General features: G+C 38.6%; 13 protein-coding genes and 2 pseudogenes. 1 reads left to right on the forward strand and 14 read right to left on the reverse strand.

All coding sequences use genetic code 11. From position 1 onward, the window contains the following. Positions 1 to 19: 19 nt before the first annotated feature. Positions 20 to 1,515: pseudogene (cps2T, locus tag T543_RS16635) on the reverse strand (beta 1-4 rhamnosyltransferase Cps2T). A 674-nt stretch (positions 1,516 to 2,189) separates the two neighbouring features. After that, positions 2,190 to 2,408, reverse strand: a complete 219-nt coding sequence (locus T543_RS16640; protein ID WP_035765240.1) for a DUF1972 domain-containing protein — start codon at positions 2,406 to 2,408, stop codon at positions 2,190 to 2,192. A gap of 325 nt (positions 2,409 to 2,733) precedes the next feature. Between T543_RS16640 and T543_RS02195 the strand changes: the two genes are divergently transcribed. Beyond that, the gene (locus T543_RS02195) at positions 2,734 to 4,245 is read left to right on the forward strand and encodes an O-antigen ligase family protein (protein WP_035765243.1); all 1,512 of its coding nucleotides are present in this window, start codon (positions 2,734 to 2,736) and stop codon (positions 4,243 to 4,245) included. 119 nt (positions 4,246 to 4,364) lie between these two features. Here T543_RS02195 and cps2T (T543_RS16435) read toward each other — a convergent pair whose 3' ends face one another. The 12 genes and pseudogenes from cps2T (T543_RS16435) to T543_RS02255 form a co-directional block, all read right to left on the reverse strand. After that, on the reverse strand, positions 4,365 to 6,761 hold the full coding sequence (gene cps2T, locus T543_RS16435) for a beta 1-4 rhamnosyltransferase Cps2T (protein ID WP_330369925.1): 2,397 nt from the start codon (positions 6,759 to 6,761) through the stop codon (positions 4,365 to 4,367). A gap of 60 nt (positions 6,762 to 6,821) precedes the next feature. Continuing rightward, positions 6,822 to 8,162, reverse strand: coding sequence for an ABC transporter ATP-binding protein (locus tag T543_RS02205; protein WP_035765245.1), 1,341 nt, complete (start codon positions 8,160 to 8,162; stop codon positions 6,822 to 6,824). Next, positions 8,162 to 8,938 carry an ABC transporter permease gene (locus T543_RS02210; RefSeq protein WP_035765247.1) on the reverse strand — a complete coding sequence of 259 codons (777 nt, stop codon included), beginning with the start codon at positions 8,936 to 8,938 and terminating at the stop codon, positions 8,162 to 8,164. Before T543_RS02210 ends, T543_RS02205 begins: the two co-directional genes overlap by 1 nt. A gap of 30 nt (positions 8,939 to 8,968) precedes the next feature. After that, entirely contained in the window at positions 8,969 to 11,341 is a 2,373-nt protein-coding gene (locus T543_RS02215; protein ID WP_051638471.1) for a glycosyltransferase, read from the reverse strand. Positions 11,342 to 11,480: 139 nt separating this feature from the next. Further along, entirely contained in the window at positions 11,481 to 12,713 is a 1,233-nt protein-coding gene (locus T543_RS02220) for a glycosyltransferase (RefSeq protein ID WP_035765249.1), read from the reverse strand. Positions 12,714 to 12,719: 6 nt separating this feature from the next. Further along, the gene (locus T543_RS02225; protein WP_035765250.1) at positions 12,720 to 13,838 is read right to left on the reverse strand and encodes a glycosyltransferase family 4 protein; all 1,119 of its coding nucleotides are present in this window, start codon (positions 13,836 to 13,838) and stop codon (positions 12,720 to 12,722) included. Between the two features lie 87 nt (positions 13,839 to 13,925). After that, the gene (locus T543_RS14985) at positions 13,926 to 14,912 is read right to left on the reverse strand and encodes a glycosyltransferase (protein ID WP_051638472.1); all 987 of its coding nucleotides are present in this window, start codon (positions 14,910 to 14,912) and stop codon (positions 13,926 to 13,928) included. Next, positions 14,909 to 15,679, reverse strand: coding sequence for a glycosyltransferase (locus T543_RS02235; RefSeq protein WP_051638473.1), 771 nt, complete (start codon positions 15,677 to 15,679; stop codon positions 14,909 to 14,911). Before T543_RS02235 ends, T543_RS14985 begins: the two co-directional genes overlap by 4 nt. 76 nt (positions 15,680 to 15,755) lie before the next feature. Continuing rightward, positions 15,756 to 16,379 carry a flavin reductase gene (locus tag T543_RS16550; RefSeq protein ID WP_081829914.1) on the reverse strand — a complete coding sequence of 208 codons (624 nt, stop codon included), beginning with the start codon at positions 16,377 to 16,379 and terminating at the stop codon, positions 15,756 to 15,758. A 96-nt stretch (positions 16,380 to 16,475) separates the two neighbouring features. Continuing rightward, a pseudogene (locus T543_RS16555) lies at positions 16,476 to 17,411 on the reverse strand (Rieske 2Fe-2S domain-containing protein); the annotation flags it as partial. 195 nt (positions 17,412 to 17,606) lie between these two features. Beyond that, positions 17,607 to 19,484, reverse strand: a complete 1,878-nt coding sequence (locus tag T543_RS02250; protein ID WP_330369926.1) for an AAA family ATPase — start codon at positions 19,482 to 19,484, stop codon at positions 17,607 to 17,609. Between the two features lie 140 nt (positions 19,485 to 19,624). Further along, positions 19,625 to 20,830 carry a UDP-N-acetylglucosamine 4,6-dehydratase gene (locus T543_RS02255; protein ID WP_035765252.1) on the reverse strand — a complete coding sequence of 402 codons (1,206 nt, stop codon included), beginning with the start codon at positions 20,828 to 20,830 and terminating at the stop codon, positions 19,625 to 19,627. Positions 20,831 to 20,866: the final 36 nt, after the last annotated feature.

Consider the following 20,866-nt stretch of genomic DNA (forward strand, 5'->3'; position numbering starts at 1 on the left):
ATTTAAGCAATAATATGTTTTATACACTCATAATTTCATTTTCATATCTATTACAGATATACCCCCAGCTATATTCATCTACGATTCTCTGTTTAGCTTTCCTTCCCATATCTTCTCGTTGTTCCGATGACATAGCATCGCATTTGTCAATTGAGTCAGCTAAACTTCCTTCATCTTTGCTCCAATAAATTGCTGCATCTTCAGCTACTTCTCTATTGAACCCTACATCTAGCAGGAGATTTATCTTTGTACTTCCAAGTGACTCAAGAAGTGATGGATTCGTTCCACCAACCTCATGCCCATGGAAATAGCCATATGCATTTTCTCTAATCTTCTTCAGTAGTTCTACATTATATACTGTTCCAACAAACTTAATTCTCTTATCTTTTCGGTATTGATACTTCTGTTGCAGTTCAGCAGCATACTTCGGATTTTCAGTCATTATGATTACAAAATCTTTATCCGTTTTGCTGTTCATAAACTCCCTGATCATAATGTCAAAATTGTTCTCTGGAACAAATCTCCAAACACTGATATAATATTGACCATCACGAAGGTTGTGATTGTTAAGCCATCCGTTATATTCCGGATTGTCATCGCTTAACTTGCTTGGTGTTATATATGAGCCATAAGCAATAAATGTTGTTTTGGGATGATAATATGAATACTCATCCTGTATATAGCTTTCTGTATACTTGCTGTCACATACTACCAAATCGGCATTCTTAACCGCATATTTCTCACTGAATTTCCAATATCTTCGAACGCTTGTTTGCCATTTCGTCTGGCGTGCTCCCACCCATCTGGATTCTGCCATATTTTTCCGCCATAATTATGCACCCTCTTGACATACTTCTTTTCAAAAGGTCCCACTCTTGAAGCCAAAATATAAACGACTGGTTCTTCTATATGATTCCTCTCTATATGATCACAGCACCATCTAAGCGCTTTCAAGTCATAATAAATTGCCTTGGCTGATCCAATTTTCTCCGGGATATTTATTAGGAAACACTGTGCATTGCAGTAGGTAAATTCATCCTCATTTATTCTTTTCGCTCCAGGAAGGCTGTCTATGTTCATGCATCCCTGCCCGTTTGCTTTGCAGGCAACATGATATTTGATATTCTTGTTATCCTTATGGTGTTGCAATAAATTCATTACAAAGGACTCATATCCACCATACTGACCGATTGATTTTGATCCAACTATGTAGACGTGTCTGACCTTATTGCTTTTATTCTCACTTGCTCTATCATTGAAAACCTTCGCATTATTAACTACCTCAATGCTTTTCTTCTGGCAGTATTCGTGATAACAGATTCTTCCTATTCCACAGAATACAACGCAGGATATAAAGAAAAGGCCTACTACGATTCTTGATATCGCATCTGCCCTATGCAGGAGAAAGAAAACGGCAGTATATAAAGCTGACAGAATTATCTGCTGTATTTCAGTCTGCTCTAAAATTTCCCTCTTGGACATTCTGTCGATCCGAATCTCTGATCTTGCCAGCATGAGTACAACGTAAGCAATTAGTACTGCGATAAAAAACGGTATATACGTTGTGACTACCAAATTACTTCCAAGTGATGCCACCAGAATTCGGAACCTTATTACCAGTGCCAGAGCAAACGACAATACGATTGATACAACATCTATAGTCAGCAATACACTTTTTTGCTTCTAAAACTGCTAGTCTTTACTGATCAATCATTGTTAACAAAAATAACCCTCGCTAAACTTACAAATTAATTTGGTTGGATTGATTCATGAAGATAGTTCGGAGTCATTATTTTTCATCAATTTTTATATGTTTCTATTCGCTTCCTTTCTTGCAAAAGTACCCGTTTATTTCTCTTAAAAATCAATATGTGTGTCATTCAAACAGTGACATTCAAACAACCGTTTACCTGTAAGGGATCAGAACTAGACAAGCCATGTCACTCCTGCAGTGACATGTTTCATGTAAAACGTGAAATTCCAACGCAAAAAAACTGTGTGTACACCATAATGCTCCCGGCATAGCACAGAACCTTTTAAGAAAACCGGAGTATGATTTTTTGATTCGATACTCTGTGTTTGAGTTGGGGTAGAAAACAGAGTTCTCAGAAAGCCTTGATTTTACTGGCTTTTCTCCGGTTGTCCCAATTATTTCACATGCCCCATCAGGATTCTGCCATACTTGTCCGCTAAAAATTATGAATCCTTTTTACAAACTTCCTTTCAAAAAGATCAACTCTTGAAGCCAGTATATATACGATTGGCTCTTCTATATGATTTCTTTCAATATGCTCGCAACATAGCCTTAGTGCTCTTAACTCATAGTAAATCGCCTGCGCCGCGCCCAGATTCTCCGGGATATTGATTAGAAAAGCATTGTGCATTACAGTATGTAAATTCATTCTCATTTATTCTTTTTGCTCCATGGAGACTATCTATGTTCATGCATCCCTGGCCATTTGCTTTGCAGGCAACATGATACTTTATATTCTTATTGTCCTTATGATGTTGCAAGCGGAATTTAAAGATTAGGACATATTATACACCATAGAAAAAAGATTTAAAAGAAAAGCTATTTCGGCATTAAATAATATATTAAATAACGTTTATGTTTTCTCTTACATAGAGATTTTCCCATTAAAAATATATATGATATAATCTGTATATTGCATATACTACAAAAGTATAATACATCCGTTATTTCATCAATTATCATTTTTAAGGAGTGTTAAATTGAATTTATCAACCCACAACTTTAATAATATATGGAAGGATTACCTTACTTGGGGATTTGCTTTTTCAATTCTTCTTTCATTAGTAGACTATTCGCACGATTTTTATTCACAAATCATATTATTCGCAGTTTTTTTCATTATCACTGGCTTTACCACCAACATGGTCATACTTGGCGATTTCTTAAGAAAATACTATCTGCTATCTGTAGCGGCTTTTCTCTGGTTCATATTCTTCTTTTTACATCCGACAGAGCCCTTATCATACAGGATGCCTATTATTTCTTTCTTCATCATATTTGCCGGTTACAGATTGAGCATAGAAAGTACAGAAAGCGTTAGTGAGGCTTTTCGTAAACTCATTGTACTTATTGTTGCAAGTATAATAATAGCAATTTTTTGGCACAGAAACGGCGTCAATGGAATTACTAATTATTTTCCTACTGCTCAAAATTACTTTCAGTCATATTACAGCCGCTTAACCGGTGTCTATATGCAACCCATGCCGGCTGCTACAGTCATTCTATTTTTTACAATCATCTCTGTGTACCTAATTAATGATAAACTTCTGAAGTTTCTATCTTTATTGGTCGGATTTTATGCACTTTGGCTCACTTCAACAAGAAGCGCCATTCTGATATGCATAATAGGATTAGTTTTATATGTAATAAGAGAAAAACTTAATAACAAAACAAATAAAGCTATAGGTCTTTCTTCATCTGATAAACTAGTAGCAGTGGGCTTTTTTTTCTGTATTGCAGTAATTCTCTTTTTTATGAGAAATGCCATCATAAGCACATTATCCGGTACTATACAAAGGTTTGCTAATTTCAACACCACTACTGATATAGGAAATCAATACCGCAAGATAGCATGGGAAGAAACTATAACCGGTTTTTTACAAGCCCCTATCGTTAACAAGTTTCTGGGACACGGCGTACTCGGTGCATACTACAGACGTCCGGTGTTTGATTCAAGAATTGCGATTCTTAACGGCAATCCTTCTACTCCAGTTGAAAATACATTTTTATCAATTCTATTTGATTTTGGTCTTATAGGATTCTTGCTATATGTAGTAGCTGGCATATTTGCCATAATCTGTTTTATAAAATGCTCAGATTACATTAAGCGTGGCTACTCCCTAGCTCTGCTTGCAATCATGGCTGAGAGCTTCACTTATGACATGGAATACTGGAATAACGTATCATTTCTCCTATTCTTTATGATAGGCATTGTCCTTGGTATAAGAGAAGAATCCAAACCTATAAGTAAAGAAAAAAGTAAACAAATTCAAATCTCTGCTACTATAGGATTGTTGTTATGCTGGATTCCTAAAATGTGCGGCTTTAATATCACCTGCTCACCCGATGAATCAATTAAGCGATTGGAAGGCAAAGGAATTGCTGCCTCATATCTTTCATCTGTTATAAAAAATATAGTTATAGCACATGCAGATAAAGTAGAAACTTCGGATCCCAATCTTATTGCCAAACTGTCAGCTCGTGTTATCTAAAAAACTGCTTGATAATTGGATATTATTCAATTATCAAGCAGTTTTTATTCAAATATTATTCTGATTGTTTTATCACATATTCTTCAATGACAACAAAATACCGATTCATTTAGGCTAACTTACTGAAAATCACTTTGAACAAATACATGCTCATATCTATCTGCAATAAACTGCCAACTGTAAGCTTCTCTAATCCTATCCTTTGCCCTGTTTCCAAGTCTGTCAATTTCCTCAGGGGTTAGATTTTCAGCTTTCTCAATAAGAGCTGCCAAATTGCCATAATCCTTACTCCAATATAAAGCTCCGTCTTCTCCACATTCACGGTTGAATCCTACATCAAGGAGAAGATTTAGCTTTGTACTTCCAAGAGCCTCTAATAAGCTTGGATTAGTGCCTCCTACAGAATGACCATGGAAGTATCCATATGCATTCTCTCTAATCTTTTTAAGAAGTGCCTGATCATATACTGTTCCGACAAACTTTACTCTCCTGTCTCTTGTGAAGTGCAGTTTATCCTCCAGTTCATCCCAGAACTCCTTATTCACGTTAGTAATTATTATAAGGTTTTTCTTACTGTTACTCTTCATGAACTCGCGAATCATGGTTTCGAAGTTATTTTCCGGAACAAATCTTCCAACGATAAGCCATCCTATTTCGTTGATTCCATGCTCTTGTAAGAAGTTCTGATATCTACTGTCTGCATCTGACATATTGCTACTGTCTACTTCTGCGCCATATGCTATATATGTGGTATTAGGATTATACATATCATAGGTTGCATTTATATAAGTTTCGATATTTTTGCTATCGCATATAACAAGGTCAGCATGTTTTATCATTAGTTTTTCTGATAGCTTCCAATACTTTCTGACATATTTATTCCAAACAGAGCGCCTCCACTCATTCCCATCGGGGTTGACGTAATATAATCCGCCCATGTCATGAATCATACTTGAAATCAGTCCTATAAAAGGTCCTATACGACAAGTAAGCACATACAATATAGGCTTTTCTGTCTTATGTTTCCTAAAGTATCTGATACAGTACATTGCCGCCAGAAGGTCATACACTATAGCCTGAGCTGCACCTATTTGTGGAACATTCACTTTGAAGCAGTGAGCATTATGATAAGTAAACTCGCTATCACTTATCGGAACAGCACCTTTTAGTTTGGTCTCATCCATGGCTCCTTGTCCATTTGCCTTGCACGCTATAAGGTATTTTATATTAGCATTATTTACATGATACTCAGTAAGTTTGTCAACGAAAGTCTCATACCCACCATAGTTCCCAAGGCCTTTTGCACCTATTATTCCTACTACAACTTCGCCTGTCCTACTATTATCAAGCTCTATTCTGTCTTCTTTCCTGGCGAGTTCTTTATTTTTGAGGCACTGTGCCAATATAAGCCCATATACAATCCAATTAACAGGATCATCAAACCTGCCAGCTGTTACCTGATACAGTGTCACATACAGAAATAACGCCAGCGACAATATTCCACCGTAGAGAAGAACATACCCCAATAACACCCCTACTATAATAACTACAAGGGCTACTCCTAAGAATCCACCCTCAGACATTATATATAAAAATGAATTCTTAAATTCTGTTGTAAGCCCTATAGTAGCTGATATTTCCGTTCCTACAAGCTGTCCTATTCCTACGCCGTGCCAGTTGGTTAAATGCATAGCATTAGTGAATACAGTAAGCGGATGTTGAAATACATACGTAAGACCTACATCTGTTCCCTGCGCTACAGAAGCAAATCTGAATCCATATGCAGGTGACAAGATAATAATGGACAACATAACCACTATCATCATAGCTCCGGTTAGTATCCACTTATTCTTGGATGCAGGATCTTTTACTATCTTATCTCTGTTTTTTGCAACATGCGCCATTAGCATGACAGCAATGGCAAAAACCAGGCAGATCATTCCGCCCATACCATAAGATAGTAGCATGTTTATCAGGATTACCACTCCCGCCAGAATAAGCTGCCAGGATATCTTATACACCAGAATCTGATATATGCCTATTATCAACAGTAATCCGGATATAAACGACAGATATGCAGGTTCAGGACAAAGAAGCTCTAATCTGTGAAGTTTTGTTCCTGTCACATATTCATCAAGCTTCCATAAGATGGAATCCTGCATGATAAATGCACAAACTGTAGCAATTCCCTGCACTATCGCTGCACCATATACTACATTGCGGAGTTCATACTCCTGATAATTATTTACTACCCAAACGGTCAGCGTTATATTGAGCAGTGCCTTGATAAGAAATATCGAAGTAGCATAAATATCATTTGTCTGAGTAATTAGCTGCACTAATACAACATAGCCGGTCATTATAAAAAACATCTGTATTATGTTCTTTATTTGGGGCTTTCTTCTTATCAGATACCATACAAAAATTACTGCCGAAAACAAATGTAATAGTTCCGGCAGTCCAATCGATTCTGTAATAGTATTTAAAACTAACAATACACCTAAAATGTATTCCATCTATATTTTTCTCCAAGCTCTACAAATACATTTCATTACTTGCATTTATTACTCTCTAATTTATCTAACTTCCCACTCATGCTCCATGGGCATCATTCCATGGTCTTTTCCGGTATCTTCATCAACATACATAACTATGAGGTTATGTATGCAGTCTATCTCTGTTTCGAATTCATCCTGAATCCAAAAATCAAGGAAATACGCACCTTTAAGGAGTGCGAGGCTGTCAATTGTCATTACAACTTCGCCTGATTCCTTGCCACTTATGGTACTTCCGGTGCATTCTCTCATTTCACTGCCATAACAATATACCCAGTCACTTCTGGTTATACCCATAGTGAAATTGAGATTCTTGGATGTATCAAATGCCTTGAATTTGATCTTTATTACCACCTTATCTCCGGTACTAAAGTGTGTTGATGGCTTTCCATCTGCGTTCAGCATTACAACATCTGTAAATATCGCTTCTCCACTTCCTGATCTTCTGGCATCAGGGCCGCATTGAGCACAGATTTCCTCGCAGCTAAGGCGCTTAAGCTGTTTTTCTCTAAGAGCTTTTTTCTCCTCCTCAGAGATATCTCCGCTCTCAAGAGCTGCTTTTTCTTTATCTGCCCGTCTCTTAGCCTCTACTTCTATTCTCTCGAGACGCTTTTTCTCCATATCATCGAGATAATCATCGCAGATTTTTCTTGCTTCTCCATCATCTCTGATATGACCATCTTCGATCCAGATAACTCTGTCGCAAATTTGCTTAACCTGTCCAAGAGAATGAGATACCAAAACTATCGTCATACCATTTGCTTTAAGGCTCTTAAGTTTATTAAAGCACTTAGTCTGGAATGCCTGATCACCTACTGCCAGGATCTCATCTACCAGGAGAATATCTGCATCTACGTTTATTGCTACCGCAAAGGCAAGGCGCATATACATACCTGAAGAATATGTTCTTACAGGGCTGTCGATGTATGCTTCAAGCTCTGAGAATGCGATAATATCATCAAGTCTTCTGTCTACTTCTTTTCTCTTTATACCAAATATGGAAGCGTTGATATATATATTCTCCCTACCTGTAAGGTCAGGGTGAAATCCTGCTCCAAGCTCGATAAGACTCGACACTCTGCCCTGTTCAGCTATAGTTCCTCCGTTAGGTCTAAGGATCCTTGTGAGCATCTTAAGGGTTGTACTTTTGCCACATCCATTTCTTCCGATAAGTGCTACCGCTTCACCTTTTTTTACATCAAAGCTTATTCCCTTAAGGACTTCTTTTTTCTCATATTTATTACGGGTTATGTTTACTATGCGTTCACGGAGCATAGTTCCTTTATCTTCATATACTTTAAAGTATTTATGCACATCTCTTACTTCAATGGCATTTTCCGGATTATTCACATTTACATTCATCACATTTCCTCCGCAAAATCGCCTTCAAGATGAGCAAATACGAGCTCTCCGATAACAAGAACCAATATTGCACTAACCCATGTAATTATCGTGTACATGGAATCGGGCAATGTCTTGTAATACAAAACTGCATGATAGCTTTGAATTATGCTAGTCATAGGATTGCACAAAAGAATAGTTTTTATCACAGGACTAAGTCCATCCATGCTGTACATAATAGGTGTTCCCCATATCCAAGCCATCATAAGAATACCTACAATGTATTCCATATCTCTAACATAGACCGTAATTGCAGAAAAGAACAAAGTAAATCCTGTACACAGCAAAAACTCTGCTATCATTATTATCGGTAAAAACCATATCGCAGCAGGACTTACTCCTACTCCGCCAATAATGATAAAAAGAAATACTATTATGAAAGCAAGTAACATATTTATAAACTTAGCAAGAACTGCTGATATAGGCAGTACTTCTCTAGGGAAGTATATCTTGGTAGCAAGATTACTGTTACTTGTAATACATGCAGCACCCTGTCCCACAGCCTCGCTAAAGAAGGTCCAGGGCACGATTCCTGCGGTTAGGTATATATAATAGTTTTCAATTGAGCTAGGGAAGATTACCCCGAATACAAATGTATATATAGCTATCTGGAAGAGCGGATATAAAAGTGCCCATAGCATTCCAAGGGCAGACTTCTGGTATCTTCCGCGAAGCTCTCGCTTGACCATGCTATATATCATATCTTTGTATTGTATTATTTCTTTAATTCTATCCATCAAGTATCTCTTTCTATACTTTATAACAATTTATAACGTAATATCTTTAAGTAAGATATCCTGCGCAGACTTAACAGAGAAGTATTTCCTTATGAATTCTTTTCCGTTATCTGACATTTCTTTTAGCTTTTCTGTATCTTTATATAATGAGCAAACAGCATTTGCAAGTCCCTCAGCAGTTTCTTCTACAATCATAGTATTTTCTTCTGTAGACATGCCTTCAGCACCTATAGGTGTTGTGATCATAGGTATCTGATAATAAGCTGCTTCTACTATTTTGCCCTTTACACCTGCTCCGTATCTAAGCGGAACAACTGCCAGACGGCATTCCTTGTACATCTCTTCAAGTCTTTCATCCGATACAAATCCCTCTAAGATGATATTAGCTGATTGCATCTTTTTAATTTTTTCAGGGGGATTTCCACCTACTATATGCCATACCATGTCAGGGTACTTCGCTAGTATTCCAGGATATATCTCCTCGTTAAACCATTCAACCGCGTCGACATTTGGCGGATGTCCAAAGCCTCCCACAAACAATATGTCCTTACGTTTATCGAAATCTTTTGGAATGTCATCTCTTTCATCTTCATAGATATAAAGAGGAATATTCCTGATAGCTCTTTTGGGAAATATCTCCTGCAGGTATTTTTGCTCATAGCTTCCAACAACATGAACAACGTCAACGTTTTCAATAATCTTGAACTCTATTTCCTTCCATTTTTTGGAAGACTTAAGCAGTTTAGCATCTTTTGTTATCTCATACTCACGATATTCTCTTAGATGATGTAAGTCGTGAGCAAAGTATATCACTTTACCTTTGCAGTATTTCCTTATAAGGTCGAGATACTTTATTGTTATATGTGGTCTCTGAGTATATATATAATCAAAGTAATCTCCGTTTTCAGCAAGCCATGTTTCAAAATGAGACTGCATATAGCTGCCATACAGCACTTCTATTCCGTGGCTTTGAAGATCACTTTTATATGGCTCTTCCTCAGCAAAGTTATCACCGACAAATGTAACCTGCATTCCCATCTTTACAAACTGCAGGAGATACATATAGGTACATCTTCCGCCTGCATCCTTGTCAAATCGGGGAATGTAATGGTCGATCACAAGGATATGCTTTTTCCCCTTGCTTCTGTCTCTAGCCATAAATACATTCTGAGCATTCTCAAAGTGGTTTGTTTCCAGTTCGTCCTTCCACTTCTCGTAGAACTTCTTTGCATTCTCAACCTGGTATGCTTTTAGTCCTACGCTTGTGTCTGTTCCATTTGATTTTCCTTCAAAATGAACCACTTCAGACTTCGGTATATATATAACCTTATAACCATGGCGTCTTACTTCAAAAGCAAGATCAGTATCCTCATAGTATGCAGGAGCATATCTTTCGTCAAAACCGCCTATTTCACTCCACAATGAATGTCTTATCATTATGGCAGCACCAGATATATAGTCTGCTTCTTTAACATAGTTAAACTGAGGCGCGTGAGGATTTTGGCCATTGCCAAAATTCCAGGCACTTCCATCAGACCATAAGATTCCGCCTGCTTCCTGAAGCTTTCCATCAGGATATATGAGCTTAGATCCTGTCATTCCTATAGATGGATCATTCTCCATTGCATCCACCATAGGTTTTAGCCAGTTATCAAGCACCTGTGTGTCGTTATTAAGGAATAATATGTATTTGCCCTTAGCCTGCTTTGCTGCATTGTTGCAGTTTCTAAGGAACCTGAGGTTCTCTTTATTTCTTACAACCTTTACTCCGGGTAATACCTTTTCAATATCTACTGTGAAATCAGTTGAAACATCATCTGCAATAATGATCTCATACTTCACATCTCCGGTATTCCAGACAATACTCTTTATGCAGTTGTAGGTATAAGCAAACTGATTATAAACCGGAACAATTATTGATACATCCGGATCATTCCACGTAGGGACAGATATTATTTCATACTTGTTTATATCTGAGAATTCCTTTGTATCAAATAATGATGGCAATGCAACAGGCGCATCCATTCCGGCAAGCCTTAGCTTATACGCATTCATTTCACGCTTTACCTGCCCAAATCCGCCCTTTTTAAATGCATTCATCAAAAATTTGAAATTCGTAGGATTAATAGCTTTCAGAATTGTAAAACACTTACGAACACCTTGAACCACCATATATAACGGAGTTCCAACTGCCCTTATTGTTTTCCAGCTGATAGAATTAGTTACAGCTTCGTAGTCACTCTTATAGTGTGAAAGAGTATTTATTTCAGCTTCTGCCTGTCTGAGCTTTTCTTCCAGATGCTTTTGTTGCTCAGTCTTTGTTTCTATAGTCGTCTGCTGATCTTCTATAATCTTTTTTAAATCATCGCCTTGAGATGATATATCTTTTTCGTTATTATTCATCTTTATTCCTTGGTACTGAATCTTCTATCTTGAATAGTTATTAGAAGCTATTATATCAAAATAGATGTTTTGTAACAGCTAACATATGCACGTATGCACAAACACCTACATATTATAATTCATAACTGCAAGACATCAACTACCATATTGAAATTATATCAAGCAGTTCCCCAAGTTTCATGTCAAGATTATAGTTCTGTGCTATATAGTTCTTTGCTGCGTTTCCGATTTGGATTGTCTCTTGCATGTTATTAAGAAGATTCTTTGCCTCGTTAATATAATCCTCAGGTCTTTCACAGTGAATATATTCAAGACGGTTCCTAGCATAAATGCCTTCAATGCCAATATCATTAGTAAGAACAGTAACTCCGGCTGACATTGCTTCCAGAACCTTAACCTTTATTCCTGCTCCGAGTTTTAAGGGAGCTACCATGCACATGGCATCTGCAAGATAGGGTCTTATATCATCTACAAATCCGGTTATATTAATCGGCTTCTTACTTCCCTGAAAATCATTATTGAATTTATCTGCTGCCGCTATAAGACGCTGATGGGGATTGGCTCCGACAACATTTAGTGTGCATCCTGCCTTGGCAAAATCAGGCATTGCATTTTCTATGAAATCGATAACGCTTTCATAGTTTTCCGGTCTGCTCATTGCACCATAAAACAGCAAGTATCCGGGCTTCGGATTTCTTTGTACATCCGAGTAGTCTTCAAAATATAAAGTACTGGTATAAACTTTTTTGTGTTTTATGCCCTCATTTAATAGCAGGTCTGTATCTTTTTTATTAAGTGTAACCGTCAAGTCACTATCACTTATAACCCTAAGCTCATCCTTCTTAAGATGTTCGTAGCGATATTTTGTGAGCCATGTAGGATTTGCCTCATATTTTCTCTTATATCCAAGATATGTGACGTCTTCTTCTATTATGATGATTTTTGCCTTGGGGAAATATCTTCTCATCTCAGGAAGAAGAAGTCCCATGGCGGTCCAGTGAAGGATAACTATATCAGGATCTCCATTTTGTTCCTTGTATTTCTTAACTCTCCTTGTAATCTGCATGTGTTCGTATAAGAGGAGAAGGTTATAATACTTCGTCCATGGATTAAGGAGCGTAAAGCCGCCGACAACTCTTCTTACCAGCGAGTCGAGTTTGGAATGGTCGCGGTAATAGATATCTGTCTTTATGCCGCTTTTTTCAATGTCATCATATTTGCGCTCAGATTCGTAGGAGAGTCCGATGAAAGTAATGTCAAACTTTCCGGAATTATTTATGTAGTTTATGTAGTAGTACATGTTCTTGCCGCCGGCATGTCTTACCTTTTCATAGGGTTTATGCGGCGCAAGCCAGAGTATAGTTTTCTTCATTTGAATTTATTCTTCTATTACCTTTTGCAGATAGTGAAGGTATCTTTTTGCTATTTCTTCCTTCTTATAGATATTGAAAGCTTCCTTGTCTGGAGCCTTGGGAGCATCCTTTTTCATTGCGCTGATCCAGGCATCGGGATTCATGTAGTCTTCAACATACTCTGCCATACCCAGTGTAACTTCCGGTATACTGGCAGCTGTTGTTGTGATCACTCTTTGTCCCAGTATCATTGCTTCTACAGGAGGAATACCAAATCCCTCAAAGAAGCTGGGGAACAGGAATGCTTTTGCATTTTTAATAAGTGTGTTTTTTTCCGCATCACTTACAAAGCCTGTGTGGATAATGTTATCTTTAAGGTCCATCTCATCTACGATTTTTTGTACTTCATCTGAAGCATTCCCTGAAATTCCGCTGACAAGGAGCTTCTGAGGAAGGTCTCCTTCGCTCTTTATTTTAGCCATCACTTTTACAAGTGTCTTGAAATTCTTGTGCGGGATGTTTTGAGATAAGGTGTAGTAGTACTGACCTGCACTTATCCCGTATTTGCCTGCTATTTCTTCGAATGAAACTGTCTCATCCGGGTTAACTGTCACGGGATTGGGGATAACTGTTATCCTGTTTTCCTTAAAATGATAGTTCTTTACTATATCCCTCTTCACGAAATCAGATATTGCCACAATATCTCTTGAAAATACTGCATCTGCAAACCATGTTACGTATGAGTAAAAATTCTCGTGAAACGGGTGATACTGCGGATAATGATAGGCCTGAATATCATGGATGACGTTGATGTAGTGAATTCCTCCGTTAAAGAAAGGTCTTACATATACGGGTACAAAGCAGGTGCTTATACCATTTTTTCTAAGCAGAGCATTTTGATGAAAATACTGCCAGATTATCCTTCCTCCGATATTGGCTGAAACAGTATCAGCTATCAGGAAACTAAATCTTTTATCTTCTAAATATTTTCTGAAAGTTACTTCATTGTCTTTGGATACAAGAAGGACAAAATTAAAATCATCGGGAAGCTGACATAAACCGTCAAGAAGGTTCCTTATATATACTTCCGTTCCTCCCACTTTTCCGGGTCTTAGCCACAGGAGGTCTATTGCTGTCTTTTTCATAAATCGGTCCTTGTTTATTTCCTTTTTGCTTTTTCTTTTAAGGATTTATTGATTGTTAATTCCTTTTTGGAAAAATGGAAAGTCTTTTCATTTCTTGCCTAATAGGAAATTGATTCTGAGCGCAAGCTCTCCGCCTATACTGGGGCGAAGTCTCTTAGCATAAAAAAGGCGCCTGAAATAATTGCCTCGTGAGCTGTCTCCTGCAAGCATTCGGAGGTCATTATACTGCCCATCTGTCATATATTCCTTATTAAACTCTGTCAGATAAAGGATTCTCTTGCAAAGGGAATGAAACCATGTGCCGAATATCTCATTTTGTATCCAGCTCTTGATAAGAGATGTCCTGCCGCCACCTGTAATGGTCACGGTGTCCTCATGTCTTCTGTATTTTGCAAGGAGCCTTGAGTCATATACAATATTTCCTCTGAAAAATGCTGTCCAGATTGTCCATTGATCATGGGGAATAGTTCTCGAAAAATCATCCCCGCCAAGAAGAGCATCTCGCATGGGGTTATTTATCACCATCGAAAAACCCTCTGCAATATTGTAGAAAACTATATTGTTGTATTTTAATTCTCCAAAGCTGCTGAGCCTGTGCTCGCCTATGGCATTGCCGTCTTTGTCGCATATTGTGCTGTCATGAATATATAAGAGCGGTATGTTACCATTTTCACCGATTTTCTGCCGTTTCTTCTCACCCTCTATATCTATGCCTTTTTTATTAGTCATATTGCTTTCAAAATCTGTGAGTTTATCAACAGCATATTCTATTTTTCTCTCATCCCATATATCGTCCTGATCGCTAAATGCGTAGTAATCAGCAGGTGGGCACTTTGCTAAAATATCCCAGAAGCAGCCGGGGTATCCGAGGTGTTTCTCAGAATCTAGAAAATGTACTTTCTCAGGAAATCTATCTGTATACTCATGTATTATGCTAAGTGTATTATCGTTTGATCCGTCATCTCTGATGAAGAGGCTGATGTTCTCATAGGTCTGATCTATTATCGAGTCAATCTGCTCACGTAAGTACTTTTCGCCATTGTATGTACACATGAGTATGTTTACTTTTTTCATTTATGTTTCGCCTTTACAAACTGGATTAGGAGTTTTATCGTCCTCTTCATGCTGATAATCCAGGGGAATCTGTAGCCGTTTTCTCTGAGGGCTCTGTTTGCCTCCATTAGTGACTGCCAGTAGCTTGCTGCGGTGGCATTGCTTGTGCCGCCGTAGGACATGTCGACTATTGATTCCGGAAGGTATGCGATGTTATCCTCGTTGTCCTTGCAGATTCTTACCATGAATTCGTAGTCTGCGGCTATGCGGTAGTCGGTTTTATACAGACCGTACTTTTCATATATGCTGTGCTTTAGGTATAGTGTCGGATGTCCCGGCATCCAGCCGTTTCTTATGTGGCCTTTGCCCATTTTCCAAATGCGGACGGGTCTTCCGTTTTCAGAATATACGAGATCAGCATGAGCGCCGACGCATGATTCTCCTGCGTTTTGAATTGTGTCTACGATATGGCTTACTGCATCGGTCCTTGCAAGTTTATCGCTGCAAAATACTACGATGTCTCCTGTTGCCATGGCATATCCCTGATTCATGGCATCATAGATTCCGGTGTCTTTTTTCGATTCTGTATTTACGGAGAACTTGCTGGATTCCTTGTAGTTTCTAATGATTTCAAGGGTGTTGTCAGTTGAGCCTCCGTCCTTGATGTTGACCTCGATATTAGGATAGTCCTGAGATTCTATGGCATCAAGGATCTCCCCTAGTGTGCCTCCGCAGTTGTATGTAGTTAGTATGAATGAAACCGTTGGTTTCGCGTCTTTGTTAGTCATTGTTGTATATTATAGCATAGGAACTATCGCCTTCAATAACCAAATCACTGAATCGTAGTTCCTTTTACAAATACTTTTATCTCACAACCTTCTCAAAATCAGCCTTAGGGTGCTTGCATATAGGACATATAAAGTCATCGGGAAGTTCCTCGCCTACCCATTCGTATCCGCAGATTTTACAGCGCCATATTGTCTCGCCCTTTGGCGTCCTACCAACTGCTTCCGGCTTTGGCTTAATGTTATCCTGATAAAAACTGTAGGTTGCTGATGCGGCAGCATCCAGAACTTCCATCGCTGTAGGTATTCCTATAAAAAGTGTATGGGAACCCAGGTCAACTGTCTGCCTTATGTCTATAGAAAAATAGGCATTTGTTCCCCGGGTAATGTATGGTATTCCGTTTTCTGCATGCTTGCAGTCTGTAAAGTCCTTGAATTTGTCCACATCTCTGCCTGACTGAAATCCAAAGTGCTTAAACAGTTCAAAATCTGCTGCCTCACTTATAACCGATATGTTACATTTCTTTGTCTGCATCACCATATCATGTGTGTAATTTGCCTTATTTACCGCAAAAGAAATCTGATTTGGCTCTGATGCCACCTGAATGGCAGTGTTAGTGATACAGCCATTTTCTTTTTCACCATTTTTAGCTGTAAGAACAAATAATCCATATGACAGTTTGTACATAGCCTTGTTATCCATAGTGTTCCCTCCTGTGTTTGTGACAGATACCATCTCCGGTTCTTTTGGTTTCTTTGATTTGGTACCATCTTTAAGCTGAAGTGCATTTCTTTTGTTTCTGTATTCAATAATTGGAAGATCCGCTGCAACAAGGTTTTCTCCAATCTTCAAATCTGACCTCTTGGGAAGCTGCGTTTCAACTATTCGTTTATCCTGGCGCTCCACTATCTTATTTGCCCTGCTGCCGAGCCATGCTATAAGACTGTCAACGGGCTTAAAGCCGGTAATCTTGTTATAAAACCTCAAGGCGATTATGGAATTCTCATCATCAACGGGGATAAAAAATGCAAGAATCATAATCTTATCCGTAACATGATTCAGCCACATATTAGGGAATTTAAATGTCAGGTTTGTACTCTTTATGATACTTTCGTCAGAGCCCTTTGGAAGCTGTCCCTCGTCCACCTCATTATTGGCACTTGTCTGCAATGTATTTTCATCAAGCCAGATAACCTTGGGACCATTACAAAGAGTTTTATTCCCCCTGCCTATCGTATTATGATGAACAAAAGCAAGATGTGACACATCAAGCTGGTTCTCTATCACTCTGGAATACTGGACACTCCAGCAATCTTCTGTATGATCATAAACATAGGATTTATCTGTTATCACATCAAAATAATCCGGTTCGCAGTCCGGCTCACCGTCGCCATACCAGGCAAAAATTATTCCGCCAATTTCTCTGGTAGGATAGTGTTTTAATTTTAACCTTGAAAAATCCTGATGAGAAGCTTTTCCCTCAGACGGAATATAGACAGCCTTTCCGGAAGTATCATACTCAATTCCGTGAAACGGGCACTTTATGTTATCATCCTGAATCCATCCTTTGCACAAAGATGCCCCGCGGTGTGCGCACAGACTGGAAACCAGACTTACTTCACCGTCTTTTTTCCTGAAAAAAATCAGATTTTCACCAAAACGCCTTGCAGCAAGGAGCTTGCCGGGTTTTAGATAATGAGACGACAAAACCGCATACCACATATTTTTAATCATAAAAAATCCCCACTTTGAAAAATAAGGTACACAGCAAATGCCGCATACCTTATACCCACGCCTTTAGTTGAATTATAACATATATGTCATAAATAAATTGTTATAATTTCGTGAACTCCCGTTTGTTTTCATCTCCGTACCTCCATCTTTTGGCTGTTATAAGATACTTTTCCATACACAACCACGTTCATTATCTCACCCAATCAGCACATGTTTTCCTTCAAATGCAAATCCATAGTGATAGATATTTTCCTTTTTGACGCCTCTTGCTAGAAGATCCGCATCATAATTATTATCTTCTATCTGCTGTAGCGCATTTTTGACTGTTGCCTCCAGATCTTTTTCGTCGTCAGGATCATGAACCTTGAACTCGAGGATATATGCAGGATTGTTTTTATCGCAGGGTTCCAGGCATATATCATATCTACCAAATCCACTCTCGCGATTAGAAAAGACATGGTATTTATCCTTAAGTTCTACAATTAGTCCTAAAACAAAGCCGTGGTAGAACCTTTCTGGTTCATTTCGATGGGAAGGCTTATTTCCGGTATCAAAGAAGGAAAATGTACTAAGCGCAACCTCATTCATGAATCGGTTCATATATTTAACGTCATTAGCAAACAATGCCTTTATGAAATCGTTGTATCTGACATTATCATCTTCAAACCAACGTTTTATCATATCTTCAAAGGTATGCTTTACCTCCAGATTGGTCAGTGATACCTTATATTTTTTTCGCACACCCATCTCATCTACCGTGCTGTCGACTTTAAGATATCCCGCAGCCAAAAGAAGGCTTATTATTCCGGATTCATTCTTATCTATAAGATTAAAAACTATCTCATCATCTATGAGGGCTTCTATGGATTCACCATTAAGCAACCTCTCCATATTCTTCTTTACATCCGCACTGCCTTCCCTTATAAGCTTTTCAACAAGGGAATTCTCACTGGTGTTTGCCCAATAATTATTTAATACTCCGCTATCCAAAAACTGTGTAATTGACCACGGATTGTACATATCAGATGACTTTCCTATTTTAAAGCCGTCATACCATCTTTTTACATCATCCTTTTTTTGTGACAACTCATATTTATCAAGAGCCTTTGACACTTCTTCCGCTGTAAATCCAAAATCAGTATCATATCTTGCATTAGTCATTGTATCAACCTTCAGGTTATTCAAATCAGAAAAGATGGATTCTTTGCTAATTCTGGTAATACCCGTCATTATGGCTCTCTCAAGGTAGCTATTTGTTTTGAAGGTCGAGCTAAAGAGATTTCTTATAAATCCAGTCATATCATCCCAAAATCCATCCGTGTAGGCTTCATGAATCGGAGTATCATACTCATCAAGAAATATCAGAACCTTTTTGCCATAATACTTATATAGTATTTCACAAAGGAACCTCAGAGATTCTGCTGCCGTGGCATCCGTCATATCATAGCCCACCATATTCCAAAAGCTCTTGTCCATTTCTGTCATGAATGGTTCGCTTGTCAGGAAACTGTAATTTCTATATAAACTTACTATCTCCTGAATTATCTGCTGCCTCGCAGTATCGTAATCTCTTCCTTTTATGGATGCAAAGCTGATAAATAGAACAGGATATTGTCCCTGTATCTCATGATATTTGGCATCCTTCCATATATTCCATCCCTTGAATAAACTTTCACTACCTTCATGTCTGTTAGAAAAAAAGTAATCAAGCATGCTTAAGTTTAGCGTTTTTCCGAATCTTCTAGGCCTCGTGATAAGCGTTACTACATCAGCACTTTCCCACCATTTTCTGATAAATTCTGTTTTATCAACATAAAAATAACCATTCTCTATTATGGCTGCAAAGTCCTGGTTACCAATAGAAATCTCAGGCTGAGACTGATCACCTACATCATTCATTTCCAAGGCTTTTTCAAGAGCCTCGATCGTACTTTGTCTCGGAGACTCTATATTACCTCCAAGTACTTTTTGTACAGTACTTAATGGCAATCCTGCTTTTTCTGAAATATATTCGTAGGTAAGGTTTAATTCTTTTTTTCTATTCTGTAATTCCTCAATCTTTGAATTCGCCATATTTTCTCCATTCATATAACCACATGAACATGCATGCAATAAAAATAGCAATTAGTTGTTCTATTAATATAATATAACATCCAATTACTATTTTTAATATCCAAATTGCAATTTTCATTTGTGCTATTGCAATTTCTCCCTCACATCCTTCCATCGAGGAACTTGCCGGTTTCCTTATGGTTAAAATTGGGGATCATCTCGTTAAATAGTTCTATCAGCTCTGCTCTGTCCCAGGTTCCGGCTTGTCGCATTTTTGCAATTCTGTCTGAGAACATGTCGAGCTTGTCAGCGTCATAAACTGTGGGAGTCTTGATTATGCCGATCGATTCGAATCTGTCCATGTCGAGGACTTCGTTTTCTGTGTAGAATTCTTCGAAGTCTTTTTCGCCTGTTGTGTCGCTGCAAAAAAAGTACACGGGGTATTTGCGCTGGGATTTAAGTTCCGATACTCGCTCCCTTGCTTCCTGCTCCGTGGCGCATTGAACAGGCTCGTAGCCGAGGTTTTCAAGGTATTTCTCTGCTATGCTGCTAAAGGTCACGAGGTTTAGTTCTTCGTCGAGCTTGGGGAAATAGATGTCCCTGTTTTCTCCTGTGAGGCATGACATGAGGCAGAGCTCGCCCGATTCCTTGGGGGTTACGAAATAGCGCCTTACGTCGTTTGGCGCAGCGAGTGGCTGGTTTTTCTCAATTCTTCTGTTAAATCCATAGAGGAGGCTTCCGTCTGAAAAAGCGACGTTAGCAAATCTTGCGGTAGATACAGGCATCTCCTTGCTTCTTCTTGCAAGGAACATTTCCATTATTCGCTTTGAAGCGCCCATCATGTTTACGGGGTTTGCGGCCTTGTCGGTTGATACGCAGAAGTATTTTTGGGCGCCCATATCGCGGGCCATCTGCATGGTGATGTCTGTATTAAAGATGTTGGTGTCGATCATCCGCATCAGAGTGTAGGGGTCCTTTTCGGAGCGGACGTGCTTTAGTGCGGAGGTGTTGAAGATATAGTCGTAGCCGCCTATTCTTTTTTTCTCTTGTTCTATAAATGACCTGAATATGTCTGAGCCGCAGTCTATGGCAAAGGTTGCGAATTCGCCTGTGCCGTAGCCTTTTGATGATCTGATATCTCTTACGAGTTCGACCATGTTGTTTTCAGAGATGTCGACTACGTGGAGGACCTTGGGGTCTCTTGCAAAGAGCTCCCTGCAGATGGCAGAGCCTATTGTTCCTGCGCCGCCTATTACGAGGAATCTGGAACTGTGGATTATTTCCGCAAGCTCCTTCTCCCTTGTTCTGATGTCGTTTTCAAAAAGAGGCTTGGTCCTTCCAACCATTTCCAGTATGTTGTCTGTCATTTTGCTCCCCCATTATTTTTCGCTTGGTACATCGTT

This window comes from Butyrivibrio sp. NC2002, from assembly GCF_000702265.1.
Lineage (GTDB): Bacteria > Bacillota > Clostridia > Lachnospirales > Lachnospiraceae > Butyrivibrio.

What these genes read in the sequence shown, in the direction of transcription:
- T543_RS02225 (WP_035765250.1), bottom strand. Translation starts at nt 13,838, where the DNA reads ATGAAAAAGACAGCAATAGACCTCCTGTGGCTAAGACCCGGAAAAGTG.
- T543_RS02220 (WP_035765249.1), bottom strand. Translation starts at nt 12,713, where the DNA reads ATGAAGAAAACTATACTCTGGCTTGCGCCGCATAAACCCTATGAAAAG.
- T543_RS02250 (WP_330369926.1), bottom strand. Translation starts at nt 19,484, where the DNA reads ATGGCGAATTCAAAGATTGAGGAATTACAGAATAGAAAAAAAGAATTA.
- T543_RS02215 (WP_051638471.1), bottom strand. Translation starts at nt 11,341, where the DNA reads ATGAATAATAACGAAAAAGATATATCATCTCAAGGCGATGATTTAAAA.
- T543_RS02205 (WP_035765245.1), bottom strand. Translation starts at nt 8,162, where the DNA reads ATGAATGTAAATGTGAATAATCCGGAAAATGCCATTGAAGTAAGAGAT.
- cps2T (WP_330369925.1), bottom strand. Translation starts at nt 6,761, where the DNA reads ATGGAATACATTTTAGGTGTATTGTTAGTTTTAAATACTATTACAGAA.
- T543_RS16640 (WP_035765240.1), bottom strand. Translation starts at nt 2,408, where the DNA reads ATGAGAATGAATTTACATACTGTAATGCACAATGCTTTTCTAATCAAT.
- T543_RS16550 (WP_081829914.1), bottom strand. Translation starts at nt 16,379, where the DNA reads ATGGATAACAAGGCTATGTACAAACTGTCATATGGATTATTTGTTCTT.
- T543_RS02235 (WP_051638473.1), bottom strand. Translation starts at nt 15,679, where the DNA reads ATGACTAACAAAGACGCGAAACCAACGGTTTCATTCATACTAACTACA.
- T543_RS14985 (WP_051638472.1), bottom strand. Translation starts at nt 14,912, where the DNA reads ATGAAAAAAGTAAACATACTCATGTGTACATACAATGGCGAAAAGTAC.
- T543_RS02255 (WP_035765252.1), bottom strand. Translation starts at nt 20,830, where the DNA reads ATGACAGACAACATACTGGAAATGGTTGGAAGGACCAAGCCTCTTTTT.
- T543_RS02210 (WP_035765247.1), bottom strand. Translation starts at nt 8,938, where the DNA reads ATGGATAGAATTAAAGAAATAATACAATACAAAGATATGATATATAGC.